Here is a 26,552-nt window from a genome sequence, read left to right as displayed (position 1 = left end):
GTGAAATGTTTTTATTTAATTATTAATATTTATATTAATATTTTCTAGATGTGATGTTGCGTAAAAATTAAGATCGGAAGAAGATCGGTAATATGAGTGATATTTAGACCAAAAATGAAAGCGCAAACATTCGTGCGGGTGTTCCAACAATCTTAATATTTTGGGGAGGGTTTGTTGTGAAGGGTTCTATTGTTGTTAATACCGATTGGAAACAAGGCATTATTAATAAAAATATTTATGGACAATTTGCTGAGCATCTTGGACGTTGCATTTATGAAGGCATATGGGTTGGAGAGGACTCACCGATTCCAAACACAAACGGAATTCGAAATGATGTAGTGGAAGCCCTGAAAAAGCTGAACATTCCTGTATTGCGCTGGCCGGGAGGCTGTTTTGCCGATGAATATCATTGGAAAGATGGTATCGGACCAAAAGAAAACCGTAAGAGAATGGTAAATACGCATTGGGGCGGTGTGGTTGAAAATAATCATTTTGGCACACATGAGTTTTTTCAATTGTGCGAACTGTTAGATGCAGAGCCTTATATTTGTGGAAATGTCGGCAGTGGTACAGTTCAGGAAATGTCGGAGTGGGTAGAGTACATGACCTTCGATGGAGAGTCCCCTATGGCTGCATGGCGTCAGGAAAACGGTCGTGAGAAACCATGGAAGCTCAAATATTTTGGAGTGGGTAACGAAAACTGGGGTTGTGGCGGTAACATGCGCCCAGAATATTATGCCGACCTGTATCGCCGCTATCAGACATATGTCCGTAACTATGGCGAGAACCGCATTTATCGGATTGCAGGGGGGGCGAATGTGGATGATTATCGTTGGACCGAAGTGTTAATGCGTGAAGCTGGGCATCTTATGGACGGTTTGAGCCTGCATAACTATACGATCCCGGGAAACTGGGAAGGGAAACGGCAAGCACTCGGCTTTGATGAAGCGGAATGGTTCGAGACGATGAAAAAATCATTGCATATGGATGAATTGATTACTCGTCATTCAGCCATTATGGACCAATATGATCCTGACAAAAGGGTCGGACTGATCGTCGATGAATGGGGAACCTGGTTCCTGACTGAGCCGGGGACCAATCCGGGCTTCCTGTATCAGCAAAACACGATGCGCGATGCGCTGGTAGCTGGGCTGCACCTACACATTTTCCATAATCACCATGACCGAGTACAGATGACGAATATCGCTCAAATGGTCAATGTTTTACAGGCCATGATTCTGACCGAAGGCCCTGCTATGCTGTTGACGCCGACATACCATATATTTGAAATGTTTAAGGTGCATCAGGATGCACAAGCACTGGCTGTTCATGTAAAGGTGGGCGATTATGAATATGATGGGGATTCCATCCCACAAGTAAGCGTGTCCGCCTCCAAGGCGCAGGATGACAATATTCATATTAGCTTTTGCAACGTCCATCCGGGCGAGTCGGCAAACTTGAATTTGGAGCTAAGAGGACTGGAAGAGGTTAAAAAGATCAGCGGTGTTGTTCTTGCCAGCGACGATATGCAGGCACATAATACGTTTGATCAGCCAGAGCGTGTGAAAAAGGAAGCTTTCACATCCTATCAGCTGCAAGGTCAGCATTTGGATGTTACACTGCCACCAATGTCGGTAGTGATGCTGACAATTGCTCCGTAAAAAAGCTGGGTTGTGGTATGTAAGCAGAATTTCATTATTATTGGTTATGACAAAGAGAGCGTTCAGGTGAACGCTCTCTTTTACCTACAGTTGCTCGCGGTGAATCACCCTGAATTCTTTGGGCGACATACCGAAGCGGGAACGAAATACACGATGAAAATACGTGTAATTTGCAAATCCTGACGATTCGGCGGCTTGTTCCAGTGACATGGGACTGAAAATGATTCTTTCTCTCGCCATGTTAAGCCTGATGTCCAGCGTGTACTGCATAATGCTCGTATCGAATGTTTCCTTAAACAGATGTACTGCTCGGGATACGCTGATACCTACGTGTGAAGACACGTCATCCAGCTTGAAGTTAGAGGATGCATTTTCTTCAATATAATTTTTAATCTGATACGCAAGATAGTTATGATGAGTAGCGATAGGATGATCGGATAGCATACGGTCAAACTCCAAACATAAAATGCGCATGTAATAACTTGATATTTCCGGGTAAGGATTAGAAATACGTCGTTGCTCCATCACAAGCTGACGAAATAGGCCAAGCAGGGCTTCTGTGAGCTGAACCTTAATTCTGTTGGGTCGTTTATGATGGTTCCACCACTCATCTACCCAGGAACCACCGAAAAAAATGTGATAATCTCCACTTTCCACGACCAGATCTCCCATGGGATTCAACTCACTATGAATATCCAGTTCATAAGGCTCGGTAGGATTGAATAGCAGTAGATCACCCGCTTCAATCCGTGTCATTTCCCCGTTAATGCGGGCCTGGCAGCGTCCATCTGTTTGCAAACGGAATAAATAATTTTTAATCCCATCAGGCTGGTTCGAATAAAAGGGCTTTCGATGGAAGGAATAGCCTGCGGTAAGAACCTGACAAGGCTCGACGATAGACATGATGATGACTCCTTTGGGCATATGGCTGTTTCAAATATTGACCAGATTGTTCATGTTTTAATCATATTATTCATTTTAAACGAAACAGAAATAGAATACTATGTGAACTGTAAAGCTTACATGTTAGATGAGAAAGTACATGTTGGAGGCCAAGGAGTGTGACGACGTGGAACGAATGAAGGCCGGGATTATCGGATGCGGTACTATTAGCTCGGTATATCTTGAAAATCTCCAAAAGAGCCCACTTATTGAAGTAGTGGCCGTCGCTGATTTACTAGATGAGAGGGCCAAGGAGAGGGCCGATGAATTCAACATTGAAAACGTATACAAGGTGGATGAATTGCTTCGTCAGCCTGAGATTGAGCTTGTATTTAATCTGACCGTGCCTGGCAGCCATGCACGGACAGATGTGGCGATACTAGAGGCAGGCAAGCATGTGTACAGTGAAAAGCCTTTGGCGCATTGAAATTCACGGACCATCGTGCTAATGCTGAGCTGGCCTACCATGTGTTAGAAGCCATGCATGCTTTTCAGCGCTCATCATTGGAAGGCAATCACATTACGCTGGAAAGCACGTTCAAGCCGGACGAGGATTTGTATTATGGAACAGATATAATGGAAAATTCATCCTAATTAAAGAGGTGAAGGGTAATGGCTAAAGTAGGATTGCAATTGTACACAGTAAGGGAAGAGCTTGAACAGGATTTTGAAGGTACATTGCGCAAGGTAGCTGAGTTTGGCTATAAAGGGGTAGAATTTCATACCTTTTTCGGACGCAATGCCAAGGATGTCAGAGCGCTTTTGGATGAGCTGAATCTGGAAGTTGTCGGAACTCATATACAATATTCTCGTTTGTTGGATCATTTGGATGAGGAGATTGCATACCACAAAGAATTGGGCAATAAGTACCTAATCGTTCCTTATTTAACCGAAGAACAGCGACAGTGGGATGAAATTTTTGCTAATTTGAATCGTATTGGTGAAAAAGTGAAAGAACAGGGCTTGATACTGGCTTATCATAATCATGATTTTGAATTGACAGAAAAAATCAATGATCGCCCGGTATTCGATGCTTTATATGATGCGGTTTCCGATGATTTGTTACAGGTCGAAATGGATACTTGTTGGGTATACTATGGGGGCTATGATCCAGTGGAATACATCGGACGTTATAATGGACGCCTGCCTATCATTCACTTAAAGGATATGGCACGTGACGAGCAACAAAAAGCAGTGACTGTAGAGCTTGGCAAAGGCGAAGTGCAGCTTCAGGCCATTACAGACGCCGCTATTCAGGCAGGTGTGGATTGGGTCGTCGTGGAACAGGATTTCTGCTCAAACCCTCCAATCGAAAGCATTGAAACCAGCATTAAATGGCTCCAACAATACGTAGCTCAGGGAGGAAATATTCATGTCTAAAACACTCAAAATCGGGATTATTGGTTGTGGAGGCATTGCCAACGGCAAACACTTGCCGAGTCTTGCCAAGCAGAAGCGTGCAGAAATCGTTGCATTCTGTGACATCATTCAGGAGCGCGCTGAAGAGGCAGCAGAAAAGTTTGGAGTTGAAGGGTCGCAAGTTTATAGTGATTACCGTCAGTTGCTAGAAAATAAAGACATTGAAGTCGTACATGTGTGTACACCCAATGACTCGCACTCAGAAATTACCGTAGCGGCGCTTGAGGCAGGTAAGCATGTGCTGTGTGAAAAGCCGATGGCTAAAACTGCTGAGCAAGCACGGGAGATGCTCGATGCAGCCAACCGTACAGGTAAGAAGCTGTCTATTGCGTATCAAAACCGATATCGTGATGACAGTTTGTATCTGAAGCAATTGGTTGAGCAAGGAGAGCTTGGAGACATTTATCTGGGCAAAGCCATTGCTCTACGCCGTCGCGCGGTTCCGACTTGGGGAGTATTCTTGGATGAAGAGAAGCAGGGCGGTGGTCCTCTTATTGATATTGGCACGCATGCACTCGACCTGACACTCTGGCTGATGGATAATTACAAGCCTAAAAGTGTACTAGGTTCAACCTTCCATAAGCTAGGGGATCGTAAAGATGCGGCAAATGCCTTTGGGCCTTGGAATCCTGAGGAATTTAAGGTAGAGGACTCAGCTTTTGGTTTTATTACGATGCAAAATGGAGCTACGATTGTACTGGAATCCAGCTGGGCATTGAACGTTGTAGAGTTTGGCGAAGCGAAGACGCTGTTATGCGGAACCGAAGGCGGAGCTGATATGCAGGATGGATTGCGTATTAACGGGGAAAAGAACAGCCGCTTGTTTGATACGAAAATAGATCTGGATGCAGGTGGTGTTGCCTTTTACTCTGGAGAAACGGAAAATGAAGCAGACCGCGAAGCTCGTCTGTGGATCGAATCTATTCTGGACGACAAAGAACCTCTTGTGAAGCCGGAACAGGCACTGGTTGTTACTGAAATTTTGGAAGCTATCTATGAATCGGCCCGTACCGGGAAAGCTGTCTATTTTGACTAAGCCCGTAATTATCTCGAATAGACCATCATTATAATGAAAGCAGCTTTTTTCACATATGATACAGGGAGGGATTTCTTTTGAAACTTGGAGTATTTATGGTGTTGTTCGGCGGACGTTCGCTGGAGGAGGCGCTGGATTATGTGGCTTCTCAAGGATTAGATGCTGTAGAAATCGGTACAGGCGGCAACCCAGGAGATAAGCATTGTAAGCCGGATGAGTTGCTGGAGAATGATACAGCGCTCAAAAATTTTAAAAAGGCAGTAGAGTCCCGTGGACTAACGATTAGTGCGCTTAGCTGTCACGGCAATCCTCTTCATCCGCAAAAGCATTTAGCCCAAGCTGATCATGAAACGTTTCTTAAAACCGTTCGATTGGCAGAAAAGCTGGAAGTTCCAGTTGTGAACACTTTCTCTGGCTGTCCGGGTGATCATGAGGATGCGAAATATCCAAATTGGCCTGTGGCTCCGTGGCCTAATGATTTTCAGGAAGTGTTGAAGTGGCAATGGGAGAATAAAATTATTCCTTACTGGACTGAGACGGGAAAATTTGCAGCAGATCATCATGTTAAAATTGGGCTGGAGCTACACGGAGGCTTCTCCGTTCATACACCAGCGACCTTGCTTCGTTTGCGTGAAGCTGCGGGAGAGGTCATTGGTGCTAATCTGGATCCGAGCCACATGTGGTGGCAGGGAATTGACCCAGTGCAGGCGGTTCAAATTTTGGGCCGAGAGGGAGCCATTCACCATTTTCATGCCAAGGATACGACGATTGATCCGGTCAATGTAAATAAATATGGACTTACCGATATGCAGGAATATACGAAAATGCTAGATCGCGCTTGGCAGTTCCGTACTGTGGGTTATGGACATGATGTAAAAACCTGGGCAGATATTATCAGTGCTCTGCGTCTGGTGGGATACGATTATGTAGTGAGTATTGAGCATGAAGATGGTCTGATGTCCGTGGAGGAAGGCTTTACTAAGGCTGTCCACAATCTTCGCCAGGTATTAATTGAAGAACCGCTGAGCGAGATGTGGTGGGTCTAACCTAATAGGGGGAAATGTTGATGATTAACGTCACCATTTGGAATGAATTTTTGAACGAAAAGTTGAATGATGAAGCCAAACAGATATATCCTGACGGGATACACAAAGCGTTGGCTGACGGCCTGGCAGGAGAGGGATTTGCCATTCGAACAGCTACTCTTCGTGATGATGCCGAGCATGGTTTGGGAGAAGAGATCCTGAATTCCACAGATGTGCTGCTGTGGTGGGGGCATAAAGCCCACGATCAGGTGAGCGATGAAGTTACGGCGCGTGTTGTAAAGCGAGTGCAGGGAGGAATGGGCTTGATCGTGCTACACTCGGGCCATTTTTCAAAGCCATTCAAAGCCCTAATGGGCACTAGCTGTGATCTGAAATGGAGGGTGGCAGGTGAACAGGAGATTATTTGGTCGGTGAATCCGTCACATCCTATTGCAGAAGGCATAGACGCCAAAATTTTGTTGAAGCAGGAAGAGATGTATGGCGAGTTCTTTGATATTCCAGCGCCGGATGAATTGGTATTTGTTAGTAACTTTGAAGGCGGCGAAGTATTTAGAACCGGATGTACTTTCCGCCGAGGTAGCGGTAAGATATTCTATTTCCGCCCAGGTCATGAGACCTATCCGACTTATTACCAGCCTGATATTTTGAAAGTTATCGCCAACAGCATTCGTTGGACTTCTCCGACAAATATTAACAAACCAATATATGGAAGAAGCGAACCTGTAAGACCTCTCGGTGGAGTGTTGGTATAATAACAATCATCACATTTTGATGAGCTGTATAATGAACAGATTGATAGGCGGAACCTCTAGGGATTCCGCCTTTTTGTATTTAACGATTTAGACATATACCTGCTGTGTTGGTTTGTTGTATAATCAGTTTTGGTCATGGCAACTTTATCAGCGCAGGTATTTAATTTAAGAAGAAAGTGTTTTCTTTCGGGATAAAGTATGCTAAAATGATATATACTAACAAAAGGAAAGCTTTATCAAACCGAAATGCAAAAGAAGGTGAAAAATTTGGAGAGTCAACCGCAATTTACAAAAATGTGTCCGCGTTTTGAAACCGCCTTTTCATGTTTGGGTAAGCGTTGGAATGGATTAATTATTCAATCCATGATGAGCGGTCCTAAGCGGTTTAAGGATATTTCCAATCTGATTCCCACAATGAGTGACAAAATGTTATCAGAGCGGATGAAAGATTTGGAAAATGAAGGAATACTTACACGTCATGTATATCCGGAAACTCCTGTCCGCATTGAATACGAGCTAACAACCAAAGGCCGTGCGCTTCAGCCGGTTATGGAACAGATTCAATTTTGGGCTGAGGAATGGATTAGATGAGCACCAAACTAAATAAGCGTTTCTCATAGCAAAACAGCCTTTTCCTAGGAAAAAGGCTGTTTTTTTATTTTGTGTATAGGACTACTTATCCATTTTACAGAAATGATCTGCATAGGCAGGACGGCTTAATAGCCTTTGACGCGCCCTGCAACTGAGAATAATCCTGCTGTTGCACGGCGGGGCACACGGGTTTGAATATCCAGCGCGGCCGAACGGAATGTACCCAAGCAGGAATGGCAAAGTCTTCCTGCATAAATGGGGGAACGGCAGGATTCACAAGGATAATCAAGCTGACTGTATGTGGAGGGAAACTTGCCTGCTCTTACCCAATCTGTGAGCAATTCTATAGGTGTGCCGGTTACGTCACTGAGCTGACGAGTATGAGTAGAAGGATGCTTCCATAGATAGTTAGAACAGCGGTCCAAGAATATATTTTCTTCCTGAATACAAGAACTACACAGGTTTCTAAGGTTTTGACGAAAAACGGAACCGCATTTTGGGCAATTAGAAGTATGTATCTCCATAGAAACCAGTCCTTTGTATCGAGATATAGTGAAATTTTAAATTTATTAGTTACATATTACTATGACCTTATACCTATATCAATCTTTATTTATGGAATCTCTGATCTTTAAGTGTATGTTGAAATCTGTGTTGACATTACTTTGTTACTTATGTATTATTGCTTACATAAAGTTACTTAATGAATAAAATAAACTATTACTGATAAGGGGATCTTTATATGATGCCATCTTTATTTTTGGCCCACGGCTCACCGGTGCTTGCTATTGAACAGACGGACTATACTTCATTTTTAGAGCAACTAGGGAAAAGCATTCGCCCTAAAGCGGTTGTTATCTTTACTGCTCATTGGGAAGCGCAAACGTTGACGATCAGTTCGATGGATGACGTGTACGATACCATTTATGATTTTGGCGGTTTCCCACCGGAACTGTACATGGTGAAATATCCAGCACATGGTTCTGTGGAACTGGCCAATAAGCTGGAAAAATTATATGAACAAAAGGGCATTGACGTACAAACTGACCGGGTGAGGGGACTGGATCATGGATCCTGGACATTGTTGCATCGTATGTATCCTGAGGCAGACATTCCGGTAGTTCAGATCTCAGTAAATCCATATCTTTCGCCCAAAGCACAATATGCCATTGGTGAAGTGCTGCGTGGACTGGGAGAACAAGATATTCTGGTCATTGGCAGTGGAGTGACTGTTCATAATCTGCGTATCGTCAAATGGGGGGAAACGAAAACAGAACCTTGGGCTATAGATTTTGATGATTGGATTATTGAAAAAGTGCAAAGTAGAGATATAGAGGCTTTGGATCACTATGAAAGCGAAGCACCGTATGCTCGCCAGGCCGTACCAAGAGCAGAGCACTTTGTACCGTTGTTTATTGCAATGGGGAGTGGCAATCCTGCAAACAAAGCCAAGGTCATCCATAGAAGCTATGAGATGGGGAATTTAAGTTATCTATGCTTACAGTTTTAAAAAGTGTGTTGCCAGAAGAAGGACTATTGTTAAAATGCTTCGCAACTGCTTCTGTATAAGTAGAGGAGTGGAAATAAATTAGGGAGTGTTATAAGCTATAATGGCTTATAACACTCCCTTTTACGTAAAAAACGATTTATTATATGCGGCAAATCTCACGAGGGCACAATTCACAATGACATACGCCTTGCAGCATTTCCAAATCCTTGACAACAATCATGCCATTATCATATTCAACTGCATTTTTCTTACGTAGATCACTAAGCATCCGGTTTACGCTTTCCCGAGTCGCACCGATCATATTTGATAAGTCAGTATGAGTAATTTTTTTATGAATCAGGATATGTTCGCCGTGAGGCTCACCATAGGTATTGCATAGACGGATGAGTGTTGAACATAAAGCGCCAGGCTTGCCGTACATCATCAAATCGCGGAACTTAGTCTGAGTAATGCGATGATGCGAACCCATCCATTTCATAAAGTCAATCGCAAAATCACAATGCTGGCAAATAAGTAGCTCCAGATCTGTATGATCGATTACGCCAATATCACTGTCTTCCAGAACCTCAGCAGAAAAGGAATGCTTAGTACCGAAAAATGGATCGGCTTGACCAACAAGATCGCCGCTTTGATACATATATAGAATAAGTTCCTTACCCTCATCCGTTGTTTTGGTTACTTTCACGCGTCCGCGCTTAATATAAAACAGCTTATCCGCTGTATCTCCTTCCCAGAACAGATGCGAGCTTTCTGGCATAACTCGATCTTTCATCATCACTTGCAACCGGTTGAAGCTGGCCTCCGAGAAGCAACAGGTGTTGCCGCGGGCTTCCATTACATTTGTAGGGTTTCTCATCGTCCATTTCCCCTTTGTATCCTATGTTTTTTATCTGCAACTTGATCAATTCAAATTCATTATATACCTGCGCAATGCGTTTTTGGGGCAAGAAGAGGGGGTAAAAGTGGCAGAATTCCAAACTTTGTGATTTAATTCACTTCATAAAATAAAATTTTAAATAGATTGTGAAAAAAATCACAATATATCTTGAAAAGCTGTGTTACGATCAGTGCGTGAACAAGAGATAGTACACGAGATAACAGGAGGATGAGGGAAATGGCTGTTAAAAACGAGGTTATCCAAAAAGAGCAAAGCGCAGAGCAGTATATTCAAACGCTGATTGACCGGGGGAACCGGGCACAGCAAGCTTTCATGAGTATGAATCAGGAACAGATTGACGAAATCGTACAAGCTATGGCACTCGCAGGGATGGATAAACACATGTACCTGGCGAAGTTGGCTGTTGAAGAAACAGGACGCGGTGTGTACGAGGACAAAATCACCAAAAACATGTTTGCAACAGAATATGTCTATCATAGTATCAAAAATGAAAAAACCGTCGGTGTCATTGAAGACAATGATTTTGACAGTTTTCAAAAGATAGCAGAGCCAGTCGGCATTATCATGGGGATCACTCCAGTGACAAACCCGACTTCGACTACGATGTTCAAAGCGTTGATTGCCATTAAAACACGTAACCCAATCATTTTCGGTTTCCATCCATCTGCTCAATCGTGTAGTGCGGAAGCAGCCCGCGTCTTGCTCGAAGCAGCCGTCAAACATGGTGCTCCAGCTGATTGTATTCAATGGATTGAAGCTCCATCGATGGATAAGACAAATTCACTCATGAATCACCCGGATGTGGCTCTGATTCTGGCAACTGGTGGATCAGGCATGGTTAAGGCGGCATATAGCTGCGGTAAACCTGCTCTGGGTGTAGGCCCAGGTAACGTGCCTTGCTTTATTGAAAAAACAGCAGACATCAAGCAGGCCGTGAACGATCTTATCCTCTCTAAATCTTTTGACAACGGTATGATTTGTGCTTCCGAGCAAGCGGTTATTATCGAAGAGCCAATCTTCGAACAAGTGAAAAAATTGATGATCGCTAACGGCTGCTATTTTGTAAATAAAGAAGAAGCAGCTAAGCTCACTCAAGGAGCTATGAATGTCGAGAAATGTGCAGTGAACCCAGCAATCGTCGGGCAGTCTGCTGTGAAAATTGCTGAAATGAGTGGTATCACAGTACCAGCAGGAACTAAAATTTTGGTCGCTGAGATTGAAGGGGTAGGAACAAAATTCCCATTGTCTGCGGAGAAATTGAGTCCTGTATTGGCTTGCTATAAAGTAAAAAATGCGGAACAAGGTATTCAACGCGCTGCTGAAGTCGTGGAATTCGGGGGCATGGGCCACTCGTCCGCTATTCATTCGAACGATGAGGACGTTATCGCCCGCTTCGCAAACCGTCTGCAAACAGGACGTATCATTGTAAATGCACCTTCCACACATGGTGCGATTGGCGACATTTACAACACCAATCTTCCTTCGTTGACACTCGGTTGCGGTTCGTACGGTCGTAACTCGACTTCGTCGAACGTATCGGCAGTCAATTTGATTAATGTGAAAAGGGTGGCGAAACGGACGGTGAATATGCAATGGTTCAAAGTACCTTCCAAAATCTATTTTGAAAAAAATTCGACACAGTATCTTGCTAAAATGCCTGATATCACACGTGTAGCCATTATCACGGACCCTATGATGGTAAAACTGGGATATGTGGATCGTGTTATTCATTATCTGCATCAACGCCAAACACCGGTAGCTATCGAAGTGTTCTCTGAAGTAGAGCCAGATCCATCGACAGTTACGGTAGAACGTGGTACAGAAATGATGAGACGTTTCCAACCGGATTGCATCATCGCACTGGGCGGCGGTTCGCCAATGGATGCGGCTAAAGGCATGTGGATGTTCTATGAATATCCAGATACTGATTTCAATAACTTAAAACAAAAATTCATGGATATCCGTAAACGGATTTACAAGTACCCACGTCTGGGCCAAAAAGCACAATTTGTAGCTATCCCTACAACCTCGGGTACAGGTTCCGAAGTTACATCGTTTGCAGTAATTACGGACAAAAACCTGGGTAACACGAAGTACCCGCTGGCTGACTATGAGTTGACTCCTGATGTGGCAATTATTGACCCAGTGTTTGTATATTCGCTGCCTAAAACAGCTGTAGCGGACACAGGTATGGACGTTCTGACACATGCTATCGAGGCTTACGTGTCCGTAATGGCTAATGATTACACAGATGGTCTGGCAATTAAAGCCATTCAATTGGTATTCCAATACCTAGAACAATCGGCTCTGATCGGTGATAAGCTGGCTCGTGAAAAAATGCATAATGCTTCCACACTTGCTGGTATGGCGTTTGCTAATGCATTCTTGGGTATTAACCACAGTCTTGCACATAAATGGGGTGGACAATACCATACAGCGCATGGCCGCACGAATGCCATTTTGCTGCCGCACGTTATTCGCTATAATGCGAAAAAACCGACAAAATTTGCTTCGTTCCCTAAATATTCGCACTTTGTTGCGGATGAGCGTTATGCAGAAATCGCGCGCATACTGGGACTGCCTGCACGCACCACCGAAGAAGGGGTTAACAGCTTGATCGAAGCAATCCGTAAGATGAACAAAACACTCGGTATCGAGGAATCGTTCCAACAAATCGGTTTCGATGCGAAGGATTTCGAATCACGTGTAGACTATCTGGCTGACCGCGCATTTGAAGATCAATGTACAACTGCGAATCCGAAGTTGCCACTGGTTACGGAGTTGGCTGATGTCTATCGCAATGCCTTCTACGGACGTTTTGACCAATAATATAATAGGTACGAAGAGGCTTGTGAAAAAGCATTTTCTCGTTCAATACCGATGCAGGCTCTCTATATAGAGGGCCTGTTGGTTTGGGAAGGGAGGTGAACGGCAAGGCTAAGGATATAGGCGCGAAGCTAGGGAAAATAAAGTGATAAAAATCACTCATGTTGTGATTTTTATCACATACTACACTCTATCATTATTCTACAATAAGGGTGTAAGAAAGGTCCCGACACTGAGCGTAAGGCATCGGTGAACAGGCCGGGCTCAAGAAATAGCTTTATCGTGAAAAAAATCACAAGTCCGGAAGACCAAACAATTTGGAGGGATTTACATGTCGGTGATTGAGAGAGAATTACAAGAGCAACAATCTGGCTGGAGAGGTTTTAAAAAAGGCAAATGGACTAAAGAAGTCAACGTCAACGATTTTATTGAAACCAATATCTTACCTTATGTTGGCAATGAAGAATTTTTGGTTGGTCCTACCGCCAACACAACTGCACTGTGGGATATTGTATCCGATCTTACCAAAAAAGAGCTGGCAAACGGCGGCGTGCTTGATGTAGACGTGAATACGCCATCCACTATTATTTCACATAAGCCGGGTTATCTGGACCGGGATAAAGAGCAAATTGTCGGTGTACAAACAGATGCTCCATTCAAACGCTCTTTGCAGCCGTTTGGTGGAATTCGGATGATGATCGACGCTTGCAAAGCCTATGGTTTTGAAGTACCAGAAAGTATCATTGATATCTTCACTCATATTCGTAAAACTCACAACCAAGGTGTATTTGACGCTTATACAGATGAAATGAGAGCAGCTCGTAAAGCTGGTATCATTACTGGTCTGCCAGATGCATACGGTCGTGGTCGTATTATCGGTGACTATCGTCGTGTAGCTTTGTATGGTGCAGACTTCTTGATCCAAGATAAAAAACTGCAACTGAAAAGCCTTGAAGTTGATTCCATGGAAGAAGATGTAATTCGTCTGCGTGAGGAAATTTCCGAACAAATTCGTGCTTTGAATGAACTGAAACAAATGGCTGCTGAACACGGTTTTGATATCTCAAAACCTGCTAACAATGCGAAAGAAGCTTTCCAATGGGTATATTTTGGATATCTTGCAGCAATCAAAGAACAAAATGGTGCAGCAATGTCCTTAGGACGTGTATCTTCCTTCCTTGATATTTACTCTCAACGTGATATGGAAGAGGGTACAATGACAGAAGAACAAGCTCAAGAACTGGTCGATCATTTTGTTATGAAATTGCGTATTGTTAAGTTCTTGCGCACACCTGACTATAATGAACTGTTCAGTGGAGATCCAACTTGGGTTACTGAGTCCATTGGTGGTATGTCCGTAACTGGAGAAACTCGGGTAACTAAAAACAGCTTCCGTTTCCTGCACACCCTCTACAATCTGGGACCTGCACCGGAGCCGAATCTGACTGTACTGTGGTCGGAAAAATTGCCTGAAGGCTTCAAAAAATATTGTGCGAAAGTTTCTATTGAAACTAGCTCCATTCAGTACGAGAATGACGATCTGATGCGTCCGATTTATGGAGACGATTATGGTATTGCTTGTTGTGTATCGGCAATGAAAATCGGTAAACAAATGCAATTCTTTGGTGCTCGTGCCAACTTGGCTAAAGCTCTGCTGTATGCAATTAACGGTGGTAAAGATGAAAAATCTGGCGTCCAAGTAGGGCCTGAATTCCCAGCCATTACAGGCGAAGTTCTGGAATATGAAGAAGTGTTGAGCCGCTTCAAACCTATGATGGAATGGTTGGCAAAACTGTACATGAACACTTTGAATGTTATTCACTACATGCATGATAAATATAGCTACGAACGCATTGAAATGGCGTTGCATGATCGTGATATTCTCCGCACCATGGCTTGTGGTATTGCGGGTCTGTCAGTTGCTACCGACTCCTTGAGTGCCATTAAATTTGCAAAAGTTAAACCAATCCGTAACGAAAAAGGGATTGCTGTTGACTTTGAAATCGAAGGCGAATACCCTTGCTACGGTAACAACGATGACCGTGTAGATAACATCGCTGTGGAACTGGTAGAAAGCTTCATGAGCATGATTCGCAAGCATAAAGCTTATCGTAATGCGGTTCCTACTCAATCTGTACTGACTATTACTTCCAACGTAGTGTACGGTAAGAAAACAGGTACAACACCGGATGGACGTAAAGCAGGCGAACCGTTTGCACCAGGGGCAAACCCAATGCACGGCCGTGATAAAAAAGGTGCTTTGGCATCTCTGAGTTCCGTGGCTAAATTGCCTTATGAACACAGTCTAGATGGTATCTCGAACACCTTCTCCATCGTGCCTAAAGCACTGGGTAAAGAAGAAGAAACACGCAAAACAAACCTTGTTTCGATGATGGATGGCTACTTTGGAAGCCACGCACATCATCTGAATGTCAATGTGTTTGCTCGCGAACAACTGTTGGATGCAATGGAACACCCAGAAAACTATCCACAGCTGACGATTCGTGTTTCCGGCTATGCCGTTAACTTTATCAAGCTGACTCGTGAACAACAATTGGATGTTATTAACCGTACTTTCCACGGTACAATGTAAATAAGTATTACAATGACGCACGCATAGCGGATGCGGGAAGGATGATGCAACATGTTGAAAGGTCACATACACTCATTGGAAACCTTCGGGACCGTCGATGGTCCCGGCATCCGCTTCGTGCTCTTTATGCAAGGATGCTTGTTGAAATGTCAATATTGCCATAACCCGGACACTTGGGCCTTGAATGAAGGTAATCCGATGACGTTGGAGGAGGTATTGGCTGAGATTGAGCCGTATTTAGCCTATTACCGTTCTTCAGGAGGCGGATTGACCGTATCCGGTGGAGAACCGACGCTGCAAGCTCATTTTGTCGCAGAGCTGTTCAAAGAAGTGAAACGTCGGTGGAATTTGCACACGACACTGGACAGTAACGGCTTTAATGACGCGGGCCGTATCCATGAACTGCTGGACGTAACAGACTTGGTGCTACTGGATATTAAGCATATTGACAATGACAAGCATATTAAGCTTACAGGCAAGTCTAACGACCGTATGTTAAGTACGGCTCGCTGGTTGTCTGAGCAAGGGCGCAAAATGTGGATTAGACACGTATTTGTACCGGGCATTCATGATGACGAGCAAGATTTATTGAATTTGGGACGGTTTATCGGAACGTTGAACGGAGTCGAGAAATTCGAAATTTTACCTTACCATCAAATGGGTGTTTACAAGTGGGAAATGCTCGGTAAGGAGTATCCGTTGGAGGGAGTTCCATCTCCTACAGATGAAGAAGTTCAACGTGCTTACCGACTCATTGAAGAGGGTCGTCTGGAGACTGCAGGAAAGAATGCTGTCTGTCGTCCATCATAATGTAAATGGTTCAAAAGCTATTTCCTAGTAATGAAGCCGCCGCCACATCAGGTCAGATGGGCGGCGGTTTTTTGTTGTTGAATTTTTTGCAGTCACAGGAGAAAGTTCCCTTTTTTTCATGATCAGCAAAATTTCCAGAAACTTTTTAACAACTGACGCGTCTAATAGTATGACTTTTTACGGGAATGATAATAATTTGGTGATAGAAGGAGACAGACAATGAATTTCAAGAAATGGACCATGCTCACCGCCCTTGCGGTGGCTCAGGTGGCCGCAGTAGCCCCTGTAGGAGCAGAAGCAGCATCAACAACCGTTCAATCCACCGATTCGGTTAGCGCACAGCAGGCTCAGGCCAATGTTGCTGATTCAGGCGTTCAGAATAGCATCGGAGATCAAGATGGAACTAGCACACAAAATGACACGGTTACACCTAATAACACAGGCGTATCCAATGATCCATTGACTGGCCTGCCTACGGATACAACCAACGGATCGAACGTTTCCAATGATGTATACGGTGGAGACGGAACGATCACCAATCCTGGTGGAGCTCCAACATCCATGGGTGCTAATCAATTGATTTTGTACTTAAACAGCGCGAAAATGGAACAAAACGGACAGGTGTACACAGCAACTCAGCCGATGACTGTTAAGGACGGAGTTTCCTATGTAGCTATCCGTTCTCTTGTCAGCCGTGTCGGATTGCAGTTTAGTTATGACACTGCCACCAAAGAAACCGTAATCACACAAGGAACAAATGTCATGCGCTTCAAAACAGACAGCAAGGTTTATACGGTTAACGGTGAAGCCAGACAAATGAAGGGACCGGCTTTTCAGCAAAAGAACGTATTTATGGTGCCATTGACCTCGATTACACAGGCCTTAAATATTCCTTATACTGTGAATAATACGACTAAACAAGTTATCATGGATTTGAATCAGAAACCTAAAGCTTCCTTCACGGTTCAGCAAAAAGATATCTATGCGGGCGAAACCCAAGTTACGTATTTGACGAAGGAATCTTCTCCTACAGGTCTTCCGATTGTGAACCAACGTTGGGAAGGTAAGCAGGACGTATTTCAGGAGCCGGGTACATATGTAGTTACCTATTCTGTTCTTGACTCTGCTGGGAACTGGAGTGATCCTTACTCAGTTACAATTACAGTAAGACCACCAAATCAGCCGCCAGTGGCTCTGTTTACAACTGATAAAAAAGAGTACAAGATGGGCGAGAAAATCACCATTACCGACCTGAGTACAGATGATGAGAATGCTATCACTAAGCGTGATTGGGAGAATAAGAAACTTGCCTTTTTCCAACCAGGTGATGTAACAATCACACTCACCGTGACTGATAAGCACGGCGCAACAGGTACCAAAAGTGAAACAATTAAAATTACGAATGAATTGCTGTACAACGAAGATGATTTCAATAAAATCTTCACACCATATGGTGATAAATATACAGTAGACGGCAGTCAGGTGCCTACCATGGCTACTATTCCAGTGACAAGTACTTCTTCACCGCGTCTTTTGATCCGTGCTAACAGCCCAGAACGTGTGTTCCAGGATGGTATCGTGTATCAAGAAACCGGATCAGGCAGCACGCGCATACTCGTCCATCATGTCAATGAAACGGGTAGAGATGTGAAGATGTACGTGATTGCGACCAACAACAATATCACTCCTGCCAATATAAATGTCGAAAATTCCGGTTTTGCTGGACCATCTGAATTTGCCACGGCTGCGGGTAAAGTCTCGATTCAACGATATTTTCAATCCATGCAGGATGGAAGCAAGCGTTCTAGCACAGTTCTAAATCCTGGCGAAAATCGCATTATTTTAGAGGATTTGAATGCACAAAAAATCAAGCAAAAACAGGTCATTTCTCTGTTATCCGATTTATATACGGATCAACCTATTCAATACACGGTTATTGTGTTAGATGCAAATGTAGATCCGTTGACCGTGATGCCTACTCTGGCAAAACTGCCTAAGGACGGTATTCACAACCGTGGAACGTATGCTAATGCTGATATCTCGCTCAATTATACCGAAGAGGTTGGTAAAACAGCTCAACGTATCGTTCTTGGTGATAATAAGGTAGACCCGAACCTGATTGGTACGGACGGTCTGGACGGCTCTTCTGCTTCCAATGCCGGTAATTTTGGTGTTGTATATAAAGTTAAATTGGATCATGTAGCGCCGTATTCACTGATTACGTTCAACCCGCGTGGAGGCGAATATTCCGGCTATGCGATGGTAAACAATCAGGTTGTGGGTATCCCGACGAACGGCGCGGTATGGGCTCCAAATGAGATGAGTGTGCTGTATCGCACAGGGCATATCGAGGAAAGTGTAGAGATGTATTTCACTGCTGCTGCAGGAAGTAACTTGCCAGTTTCCGTAGTAGTTATGCCTTTACCAGCTATTAAAAATTAATATGAATTAACCGGTGCTGTTTACCGGCTTAGACCTTGGGTCTCGTCATTCACCGTTTAAAAGTCGATGTCACTTGCAGAATATAGGCGTTCTCCTGCTGCGAATTTAATCGTAGCGCCGGAGAGCGTCTTTTTCTTATGTATAGATACGAATATCTCTTATAATATTGACTTTAATCGTGGTATAATAAATAGATGCAAGCCTAAGCCTGCATCAGAAAACCTGAAACTACAGACAGGGGAGGGTGAAACGCATGCTGACAAAGGATGAAATTATTGCAACAATGTCCGCTCAGGGGCTGCGTATTACAGATCAGCGCAAGACGTTGGCCACGTTATTTTCCGAGAATGAAGGGTATCTGTCCCCCAAAGACGTTTATGAATATATGGGTAAGAAGTACAGTGGACTTAGTTTTGATACGGTTTATCGTAATCTGCGTGTAATGCAGGAATTGGGTGTACTGGAACAGGTATCTTTTGAGGATGGAATGAAGTTCAAGGTGAGCTGTAATGAGCATCATCACCATCACCATATGATTTGCTTGAGCTGTCAGAAAACATTACCGATTTCTTTTTGCCCAATGCAAATGACGGATACAACGGATCAATTCCAAATCGTCGAGCACAAGTTTGAAATTTTTGGTTATTGCAAAGATTGTCAACAGAAGAATGGGCATACTGACAGTAATTCGGATGGGGGATTCAGACAGACGAGCAGTCACACTCACAGCCACGGGGGCTACTGAAATGAAAATCACCACACGCAGAGTGGTACAGGCTCCGATTAAGTTTTATCGTTCCTATATTTCACCGTTAAAGCCGGCTACCTGCCGATTCTATCCAACGTGTTCGGCGTACGCGTTGGAGGCGGTAGAGATGCATGGTGCGCTCAAAGGTTCATGGCTTGCTGCTAAGCGTATAGCCAAGTGCCATCCCTTTCATCCGGGCGGCGTAGATTTGGTCCCTCCTGCAAAAAAGGGAACAGATAGGTCTAGCGAAGATCGTTTGGCTACCCACTCTGAAAAGGGTCTGACTTGACAGCGCTATGCGGATTTGGTTATATTTTGGTTAATATTGTTTTCCTGCGAAGGGATGAGTAGGGTAAACCGCCCAGTACAGAGAGCCGGGGTTAGCTGCAAACCGGTCTGGAGCGAAGCCTGAATATGGTCCTGGAGGAACCTTTTTCGAGCGTATTTGCCACAATTATTAGTGCTTGGGAGGCAATCGTAAGGGGGAGGCGTGTTCCAGCGTTAATGGGCGGTCAGATGTGACCGGTGAAGCCTGTAGTCTGCGAGGATACAGGAAAATTGGGTGGTAACGCGTGAGGTGACTCTCGTCCCATAGGGGCGGGGGTCTTTTTTGTGCCCAATTTGTGCCAAATACATGAATTGGAGTACCATCATGTCAGCAGGTCTTATAGCTGCCGTGAACAAAACAGGAGGCAACACACATGTCCAATGAGAACACATTTTACATTACGACACCGATCTATTATCCGAGCGACAAGCTACATATAGGTCATGCTTACACGACGGTTGCGGGAGATGCAATGGCCCGTTACAAGCGGCTACGCGGTTATGAAGTGCGCTATTTGACAGGAACGGATGAGCATGGTCAGAAGATTGAGCAGAAAGCAAGTGCAGCAGGCAAAACGCCGCAACGTTTCGTAGATGATATTGTGGCAGGTATTCAAGAACTGTGGCGGAAGCTCGACATTTCCAATGACGATTTTATCCGTACTACGGAGGAACGTCATAAGGCTGTTGTACAAGAAATTTTTGATCGTTTGCTGAAGCAAGGCGATATTTACAAGGGAGAATACGAAGGCTGGTACAGCATCCCTGACGAGACGTACTACACAGAAACTCAGCTGGTTGACGTGGTGAAGGACGCCGAAGGCAATGTGGCTGGAGGAAAAAGCCCGGATAGTGGACACCCTGTAGAACTGGTCAAGGAAGAGTGTTACTTTTTCCGTATGAGCAAGTATGCTGATCGGTTGCTGCAATTTTATGAAGAGAATCCGCAGTTTATCCAGCCGGAATCACGTAAAAAAGAGATGATCAATAACTTCATCAAGCCGGGTCTGGAGGATTTGGCTGTATCCCGTACTACCTTCGATTGGGGCATTAAGGTGAAGGGGGATCCGAAGCATGTCGTGTATGTGTGGATTGATGCACTTTCCAACTACATCACAGCCTTGGGTTATGGCTCTTCCAATACCGAGCTGTATGATAAATTCTGGCCTGCAAATGTGCATATCGTAGGTAAAGAGATTGTACGGTTCCACACGATATATTGGCCGATTATGCTGATGGCGCTGGATCTTCCGTTGCCTAAAAAAGTATTTGCACATGGTTGGCTGCTCATGAAAGACGGTAAAATGTCGAAATCTAAAGGCAATGTTGTAGACCCAGTGACGTTGATTGACCGTTATGGTCTGGACCAACTACGATACTACTTACTGCGCGAGGTGCCTTTTGGGGCAGACGGAACATTTACACCAGAAAGTTTTGTAGATCGAGTTAATTCGGATTTGGCAAATGATCTGGGCAACTTGTTGAATCGTACCGTGGCGATGGTAGATAAATATTTTGATGGTAAGGTTCCAGCTTATGAAGCGAATGTAACAGCATTCGACGGAGCTTTGGAAGACATGGCAACATCGACTTATAGTAAAGTAGAAGAAGCCATGGAAAACATGGAGTTTTCCGTGGCATTAACGGCGATTAGCCAATTTATTAGCCGTAGCAACAAGTATATTGACGAGACGCAACCATGGAATTTGGCTAAGGATGAGGCAAAACGTCGCGAATTGTCATCTGTTATGTTGCATTTGGTAGAAAGCTTGCGCATCGCTTCTATCTTACTCCAGCCATTCTTAACCCGTGCTCCTCATAAAATTTGGGAGCAGCTCGGTATTAGCCAAGGTGAGTTGACTACATGGGATAGCGGCAAACAGTTCGGTCGTATTCCGGAAGGAACGCAGCTGGTCAAAGGTAATCCGATCTTCCCGCGTCTGGATTCAGAGCAAGAGGTTGCTTTTATCGTGGAAGCGATGACTGGAGGTAAGAAGCCGGAGGAAGCTACGACACAAGCTCAACCGCAGAATGCATCTGAGACGAGTCAGGAAGCACCGGAGGCAAAGGAAGAGATTGGCATTGAGGATTTTGCCAAGGTGGAACTGCGCGTTGCTCAGGTCGTCGCCTGCGAGCCTGTGAAGAAGGCCGATAAACTATTGAAGCTCCAGCTTGACCTTGGTTATGAGCAGCGGCAAGTAGTATCAGGGATTGCGAAGTTTTATACACCTGAAGATATCATTGGGCGCAAGGTGATCTGTGTGACCAATCTGAAGCCAGTAAAACTTCGGGGAGAGCTGTCGCAAGGTATGATTTTGGCAGCATCACATGGAGATCAGCTTACGCTGGCCACCGTACCGGAAGGTATGCCGAATGGTGCGGTTGTAAAGTAGAACGCTATGTAAAAATAAAAGAGCGTAATGAGCGTATGTCCAGGAATTATTCTTCCTGGGCATGCGCTTTTTGGCTTGCATCATATTTTGCTCCCGTTATACGTATGTTTTAGTAGGCAGGGCTTGTTTGCTTGTGTTCACTTAAGACAGGTGGGAGGAAATGATGATGACAAATATCAACGCTGGGTTGGCGATCATAGCCGGACTGGTTTCTTTTTTTTCACCGTGTTGTTTACCGCTGTATCCATCTTATTTATCGTATATGACAGGGATGTCTGCGCGTGAACTGGCTGAAGGACGGCACAAGGCTGAGGTTCGTTATCGTACGATGGGACATACGCTTGCTTTTGTATTGGGCTTTTCGGTCGTTTTCTATTCACTGGGTGCAAGTGTCGGGTTGCTTGGAGAATGGTTTGCCAATTATGGGGACACGCTAAGAATGGTAGCGGGATCACTTATTTTACTAATGGGGCTGGTATCTCTTGGTGTGGTGCGTCCTTTGATTCTAATGAGGGAGCATAAGCTTCGCTGGACATGGAAGCCTGCCGGGTATGCCGGTTCCTTTGTAATCGGAATAGGATTTGCGGCAGGTTGGTCGCCCTGTATCGGTCCCATGCTAACAGCTATTATCGCTTTGGCGGCAGTAGAGCATCACATTTGGTTCAAACTAATTACAGGCTATGCGCTTGGCTTTGCGATTCCATTTTTTGTATTAGCTTTGCTGGTAGGCTCTGTTCGACTATCCTCTCGCTATATCTCGATCCTCATCAAAACAGGTGGCATACTACTTGTTATCACTGGCATTTTACTGGTAACGGATCATATGACCGATGTAACGTTATTTTTACAACAGATTACCCCAGATTGGATGCTAGTTATGTGAAATATTCAATACGACTTAAAGGGAAATGTTCAAAAATGCGCTCTGTGATAAACTCTCGCAGTGCATTTTGCTGATCATCGGGATAAACATATTTGTTTTGTCCCCAGCGGCCCCATTTTTTCTTGCGTTTCTCTATGTCCATCTCCAGTTTGGTTTTCGGATAACGTTTCTCGATGACAGCTTTGGATGTTTTGGTGAAGCGATGCTGAATTAATTCGAACGTCAAATCTTTTGTAGCATGCTGTGGCAAGGTTTCTCCCAATTTTCGCAGCAACTCGCCGTAACCTTCTTCCCAGCCGTCATACCAGATGATGGGTGCGATGATGAACCCCAGTGGATAACCGGCTCGTGCGATTTTGCCAGCGGCTTCAATACGTTCCTCGAAGCGTGAAGTTGCAGGTTCAAACTGTTTAATAACATAATCGGAATTAATGCTAAAGCGGATGCGAGTATGACCATTATGTTTAATATCCAGTAATGGATCAACATGATGATATTTAGTAACAAAACGCAGACGACCAAATTCTTCATCTGCCATGAAACGAATCAAGTCTCCAAGCGTTCCGGTGATATGCTCCAAACCAACTGGATCGGAGGTGCAAGCTGCTTCAAAACGGGTAATTTCAGGCGCACGCTCCTCGATATAAGCTTTAGCTGCTGATAAGATATCGTCAGTGTTGACATATACACGAATATACGGCTTTGCTCCCAAGGTTGTTTGTAAATAACAGTAGTGACAGTGCCCCATACAACCAGTCGAAATGGGGATGGCGTATTCGGCAGAGGGCTTGGATTGGTCAAAAGTTAACGTTTTACGGATACCGACAACCAAAGTTTTTTTTGCCATTCGGTACTTTTCAACTTCAGTTTCACCTGGTAAATTGGTAATTCGGTTGTGAGAGGTAGTCATCCGATACGGAATATCCTTGGCTTTAACCCAATCCATAATACGCTGGCCCTTAGGATAATTCAGTGCGTCTGGCTCAAAAAACACCAGATCAGGCAAAAATGGCTTGGTTCCTCTGGTTTGGACAGGAGTACGCTCAAGCGTAGACATGACTAACGCTCCTTTCGAAATAAATCCACAGTGCTCTGGTGTCCAACTTTAACATATTGCCGCAGAAATAAACGATACAGGGACGACGATATTAGTGTGCCCCGCTTAAATTGAACAAATCGTGGCAATAGCTGTGAGTGAAGGGATGAGACTTGCCAATGGGCAATGATAACATGTATCATTACATAGTAGGTTTAACGCAGGAAATGAAGGCGGTAAGCGCCCGTTCAATAACAGAAAAGAGGGAAACAAGTGCCAACGCCAAGCATGGAAGATTATTTGGAACGCATTTACCAACTGATTGATGAGAAGGGTTATGCTCGTGTCTCGGATATCGCAGAGGGGTTAGAGGTGCATCCTTCGTCCGTCACCAAAATGATTCAGAAGTTGGATAAGGACGATTATCTTGTATATGAGAAATATCGGGGACTGATTTTGACACCGAAAGGGAAAAAGGTCGGCAAACGGTTGGTTGATCGCCATCAGTTATTAGAGCAATTTCTGGATATGATTGGGGTTGACAAGGACCTGATATATAAAGATGTGGAAGGTATTGAGCATCATTTGAGCTGGGATTCCATCACCCGTATCGAAACATTGGTTGAGTATTTTCGTCGGGATGAAGATCGCTTGCGCCAGCTTCATGACATACACAAGGAATTGAGTGGAGATTCCTAAAAGCATCTGTCCTTACGGACGATGCTTTTTTATTTGTCCCGACCGCAACAAATATCCGGTTATTAGCGTCTATCCATTATATAGCAGGACAATATAGGGGTTAAAATTAACAGGGTTAGCGGAGGATTGTAATAATATGAATCGAAAGAAAATAGTGGCATTGGCTGCTGGCCTACTCTTAGCAGTGCAGACTGCCATCGTTCCTGGAGTTCAAGCAGCTCCAACTGGTAATATTGAAATTATATTGGACGGACAGTCCCTGCAAAGTGACGCGTCACCGTATATTGTACAGGGAGCCAATGTTACGATGGTTCCTTTGCGAGTGATTAGTGAGGGATTGGGCGCTCAGGTCAACTGGTCGGAATCGTCCGGTACGGTAACGATTACAGCACAGAACAAAAATATATCTATGGAGAACGGTGCACAAAGCGCTACGGTGAATGGCAAGTCAGTTCGACTGGATGCATCTGCCCGTATGACAAGCGGGAGAGTCATGGTGCCTCTGCGTTTTGTTGGGGAAGAGTTGGGATTAAAAGTGGATTGGCAAGCTTCAGAGCGAGTTATTACGTTAAGCAGTGGTAAGGAAGGTGTCTCTACTGGCGGGAACACTTCTGCAGGAAGCAGCGGCTCTATATCAGATACGCCTGCATCTGGCAATCAGGAGAGTGTAAGTACAGATCAGGGAGCCATCGATGATGAGCAGGCGGTTGTCACTTCACCGTCAACGTCTACTAGTGAGGACGGTTCAAGTTCTTCACAGGCAAATGTTGTTCAGGTAAAGGCTTCAACTTCCATGCGTGGAGCATGGATTTCTACCATTAACGGAGATTGGCCTTCTTCCGCTGCCCGAAGCAGCTCAGAGAAGCAAAAGCAGGAGTTTACTAAAATGCTCGATGATTTGCAGGGGATGGGCATCAATGCGGTATTTGTTCAGGTTCGTGCCAGCGGTGATGCGCTCTATCCATCGAGTCTTGTACCATGGAGCAAGTATTTGACCAACACCCAAGGTAAAAATCCAGGCTACGATCCCTTGAAATTTATGATTAGCGAATCGCATAAGCGAGGGATGGAATTCCATGCCTGGTTTAATCCGTTCCGTGCGAATTCTACAGGAACAACCAGCGGTTTGGCTGCAAACCATGTGGCTAATCAACATCCGGACTGGATTGTTAAGAATGGTAGCCAATTGTACATCAATCCAGGAATTCCGGCTGCACGTCAGCATGTCATTGCGGCGATTATGGAGGTCGTGAGCGGATATGATATTGACGGCATCCATTTGGACGATTATTTTTATCCTTACAGCGGGACTTTTGATGATGATGCGACCTTTAAAGCATATAATGCCAACAAAATCTCTAACAAGGGCGACTGGCGGAGAGATAATGTGAACAGTTTTGTTCGCGATTTGGGCAAAAGCATTCATGCCAGCAAGTCTAAAGTTCAATTCGGAATTAGTCCTTTTGGGGTATGGCGTAACAAATCTCAGGACTTAACGGGTTCAGACACGAAGGCAGGCGTTACAGCGTATGATACGACGTTTGCGGATGTAAGAACCTGGATTAACAAAGAATGGATTGATTATGTAGCTCCACAAATTTACTGGAGTATCGGTTTCCCAGCGGCGGGATATGACAAGCTTGTCGCATGGTGGTCCAATGAGGTCAAAAACTCAGATGTTAAGCTGTATATCGGTCATTCTCCTTATAAGATCGGCACCCCTGAAAAGGGCTGGCAAACGGCTCAAGAGCTAGTTAAGCAGCTTGAACTGAACGAAGATTATAAACAGGTCAAAGGGGATATTTACTTTAGTGCACAGCATCTGCGTAAAAATCCATACGGACTCATTCAGCTTCTTCAAAATTATTATCAAATGTGATATAAATTGGATCATATAGGTTCTATTTGGGCCTCCGTTCTCATACATAAGCAGTAGAACT

Annotated in this window: 22 protein-coding genes and 1 pseudogene; 19 read left to right on the top strand and 4 right to left on the bottom strand. The window is 44.4% G+C overall.

From position 1 onward, the window contains the following. Positions 1 to 176 precede the first annotated feature (176 nt). On the top strand, positions 177 to 1,661 hold the full coding sequence (locus tag BM358_RS07850) for an alpha-N-arabinofuranosidase (RefSeq protein ID WP_028540582.1): 1,485 nt from the start codon (positions 177 to 179) through the stop codon (positions 1,659 to 1,661). Between the two features lie 84 nt (positions 1,662 to 1,745). Here BM358_RS07850 and BM358_RS07845 read toward each other — a convergent pair whose 3' ends face one another. Further along, positions 1,746 to 2,564 carry an AraC family transcriptional regulator gene (locus tag BM358_RS07845; protein WP_023989280.1) on the bottom strand — a complete coding sequence of 273 codons (819 nt, stop codon included), beginning with the start codon at positions 2,562 to 2,564 and terminating at the stop codon, positions 1,746 to 1,748. Positions 2,565 to 2,730: 166 nt separating this feature from the next. On the opposite strand from BM358_RS07845, the pseudogene BM358_RS26740 reads away from it, so the two are divergent. The 7 genes and pseudogenes from BM358_RS26740 to BM358_RS07810 all read left to right on the top strand — a co-directional run. Beyond that, positions 2,731 to 3,024 (top strand): annotated as a pseudogene (locus BM358_RS26740) (Gfo/Idh/MocA family protein); the annotation flags it as partial. 2 nt (positions 3,025 to 3,026) lie between these two features. Next, a complete protein-coding gene (locus BM358_RS26735; RefSeq protein ID WP_023989278.1) occupies positions 3,027 to 3,197 on the top strand; it encodes a hypothetical protein in 171 nt (56 codons plus the stop codon). Positions 3,198 to 3,215: 18 nt separating this feature from the next. Further along, positions 3,216 to 3,983 carry a sugar phosphate isomerase/epimerase family protein gene (locus BM358_RS07830; protein WP_028540584.1) on the top strand — a complete coding sequence of 256 codons (768 nt, stop codon included), beginning with the start codon at positions 3,216 to 3,218 and terminating at the stop codon, positions 3,981 to 3,983. Further along, positions 3,976 to 5,058, top strand: coding sequence for a Gfo/Idh/MocA family protein (locus BM358_RS07825; protein WP_013310855.1), 1,083 nt, complete (start codon positions 3,976 to 3,978; stop codon positions 5,056 to 5,058). The genes BM358_RS07830 and BM358_RS07825 overlap by 8 nt, the downstream gene beginning before the upstream one ends. 77 nt (positions 5,059 to 5,135) lie before the next feature. Continuing rightward, positions 5,136 to 6,104: a sugar phosphate isomerase/epimerase family protein gene (locus BM358_RS07820; RefSeq protein ID WP_013310854.1), complete on the top strand. Its 969-nt coding sequence runs from the start codon at positions 5,136 to 5,138 to the stop codon at positions 6,102 to 6,104. Positions 6,105 to 6,124: 20 nt separating this feature from the next. Further along, positions 6,125 to 6,856, top strand: coding sequence for a ThuA domain-containing protein (locus tag BM358_RS07815; RefSeq protein WP_023989276.1), 732 nt, complete (start codon positions 6,125 to 6,127; stop codon positions 6,854 to 6,856). 246 nt (positions 6,857 to 7,102) lie between these two features. Then, the gene (locus BM358_RS07810; protein ID WP_013371810.1) at positions 7,103 to 7,447 is read left to right on the top strand and encodes a winged helix-turn-helix transcriptional regulator; all 345 of its coding nucleotides are present in this window, start codon (positions 7,103 to 7,105) and stop codon (positions 7,445 to 7,447) included. Between the two features lie 125 nt (positions 7,448 to 7,572). Here BM358_RS07810 and BM358_RS07805 read toward each other — a convergent pair whose 3' ends face one another. Beyond that, on the bottom strand, positions 7,573 to 7,872 hold the full coding sequence (locus tag BM358_RS07805) for a hypothetical protein (protein ID WP_226887755.1): 300 nt from the start codon (positions 7,870 to 7,872) through the stop codon (positions 7,573 to 7,575). 317 nt (positions 7,873 to 8,189) lie between these two features. On the opposite strand from BM358_RS07805, the gene BM358_RS07800 reads away from it, so the two are divergent. Then, a complete protein-coding gene (locus BM358_RS07800; protein WP_028540586.1) occupies positions 8,190 to 8,957 on the top strand; it encodes a DODA-type extradiol aromatic ring-opening family dioxygenase in 768 nt (255 codons plus the stop codon). Positions 8,958 to 9,096: 139 nt separating this feature from the next. Here BM358_RS07800 and BM358_RS07795 read toward each other — a convergent pair whose 3' ends face one another. Beyond that, the gene (locus BM358_RS07795) at positions 9,097 to 9,813 is read right to left on the bottom strand and encodes a Crp/Fnr family transcriptional regulator (protein WP_013310849.1); all 717 of its coding nucleotides are present in this window, start codon (positions 9,811 to 9,813) and stop codon (positions 9,097 to 9,099) included. A 258-nt stretch (positions 9,814 to 10,071) separates the two neighbouring features. Between BM358_RS07795 and adhE the strand changes: the two genes are divergently transcribed. From adhE to BM358_RS07750, 8 genes are all read left to right on the top strand, one after another. Further along, the gene (adhE, locus tag BM358_RS07785; protein ID WP_023989274.1) at positions 10,072 to 12,684 is read left to right on the top strand and encodes a bifunctional acetaldehyde-CoA/alcohol dehydrogenase; all 2,613 of its coding nucleotides are present in this window, start codon (positions 10,072 to 10,074) and stop codon (positions 12,682 to 12,684) included. A gap of 328 nt (positions 12,685 to 13,012) precedes the next feature. Next, entirely contained in the window at positions 13,013 to 15,274 is a 2,262-nt protein-coding gene (pflB, locus tag BM358_RS07780; RefSeq protein WP_025722256.1) for a formate C-acetyltransferase, read from the top strand. A 51-nt stretch (positions 15,275 to 15,325) separates the two neighbouring features. Continuing rightward, positions 15,326 to 16,084: a pyruvate formate-lyase-activating protein gene (gene pflA / locus BM358_RS07775; RefSeq protein WP_013310845.1), complete on the top strand. Its 759-nt coding sequence runs from the start codon at positions 15,326 to 15,328 to the stop codon at positions 16,082 to 16,084. Positions 16,085 to 16,303: 219 nt separating this feature from the next. After that, positions 16,304 to 18,526 (top strand): copper amine oxidase N-terminal domain-containing protein, encoded by a 2,223-nt coding sequence (locus BM358_RS07770; protein WP_028540587.1) that lies wholly within the window; start codon positions 16,304 to 16,306, stop codon positions 18,524 to 18,526. Positions 18,527 to 18,779: 253 nt separating this feature from the next. Continuing rightward, on the top strand, positions 18,780 to 19,271 hold the full coding sequence (locus BM358_RS07765) for a Fur family transcriptional regulator (RefSeq protein WP_013310843.1): 492 nt from the start codon (positions 18,780 to 18,782) through the stop codon (positions 19,269 to 19,271). 1 nt (position 19,272) lies between these two features. Next, positions 19,273 to 19,563, top strand: a complete 291-nt coding sequence (gene yidD, locus BM358_RS07760) for a membrane protein insertion efficiency factor YidD (protein WP_023989271.1) — start codon at positions 19,273 to 19,275, stop codon at positions 19,561 to 19,563. A 412-nt stretch (positions 19,564 to 19,975) separates the two neighbouring features. Next, on the top strand, positions 19,976 to 21,994 hold the full coding sequence (metG, locus tag BM358_RS07755) for a methionine--tRNA ligase (RefSeq protein ID WP_023989270.1): 2,019 nt from the start codon (positions 19,976 to 19,978) through the stop codon (positions 21,992 to 21,994). A gap of 166 nt (positions 21,995 to 22,160) precedes the next feature. Next, positions 22,161 to 22,877 carry a cytochrome c biogenesis CcdA family protein gene (locus BM358_RS07750; protein ID WP_028540588.1) on the top strand — a complete coding sequence of 239 codons (717 nt, stop codon included), beginning with the start codon at positions 22,161 to 22,163 and terminating at the stop codon, positions 22,875 to 22,877. Here the strand turns inward: BM358_RS07750 and splB are convergent. Further along, the gene (gene splB, locus BM358_RS07745; RefSeq protein ID WP_028540589.1) at positions 22,870 to 23,934 is read right to left on the bottom strand and encodes a spore photoproduct lyase; all 1,065 of its coding nucleotides are present in this window, start codon (positions 23,932 to 23,934) and stop codon (positions 22,870 to 22,872) included. The two genes, BM358_RS07750 and splB, sit on opposite strands and share 8 nt — an antisense overlap. A 252-nt stretch (positions 23,935 to 24,186) precedes the next feature. Here splB and mntR point away from each other — a divergent pair, with 252 nt between their 5' ends. Together mntR and BM358_RS07735 are read left to right on the top strand one after the other, a co-directional pair. Continuing rightward, complete coding sequence (gene mntR / locus BM358_RS07740; RefSeq protein ID WP_007430946.1) at positions 24,187 to 24,612, top strand: transcriptional regulator MntR; 426 nt, start codon at positions 24,187 to 24,189, stop codon at positions 24,610 to 24,612. Between the two features lie 136 nt (positions 24,613 to 24,748). Continuing rightward, on the top strand, positions 24,749 to 26,491 hold the full coding sequence (locus tag BM358_RS07735; protein WP_028540590.1) for a family 10 glycosylhydrolase: 1,743 nt from the start codon (positions 24,749 to 24,751) through the stop codon (positions 26,489 to 26,491). Positions 26,492 to 26,552 lie beyond the last annotated feature (61 nt).

Source organism: Paenibacillus sp. cl130, assembly GCF_900116035.1.
GTDB lineage: Bacteria > Bacillota > Bacilli > Paenibacillales > Paenibacillaceae > Paenibacillus > Paenibacillus polymyxa_B.
The sequence above is the reverse complement of the archived record's forward strand: the minus strand, read 5'-3'. Positions and strand labels throughout refer to the sequence as shown.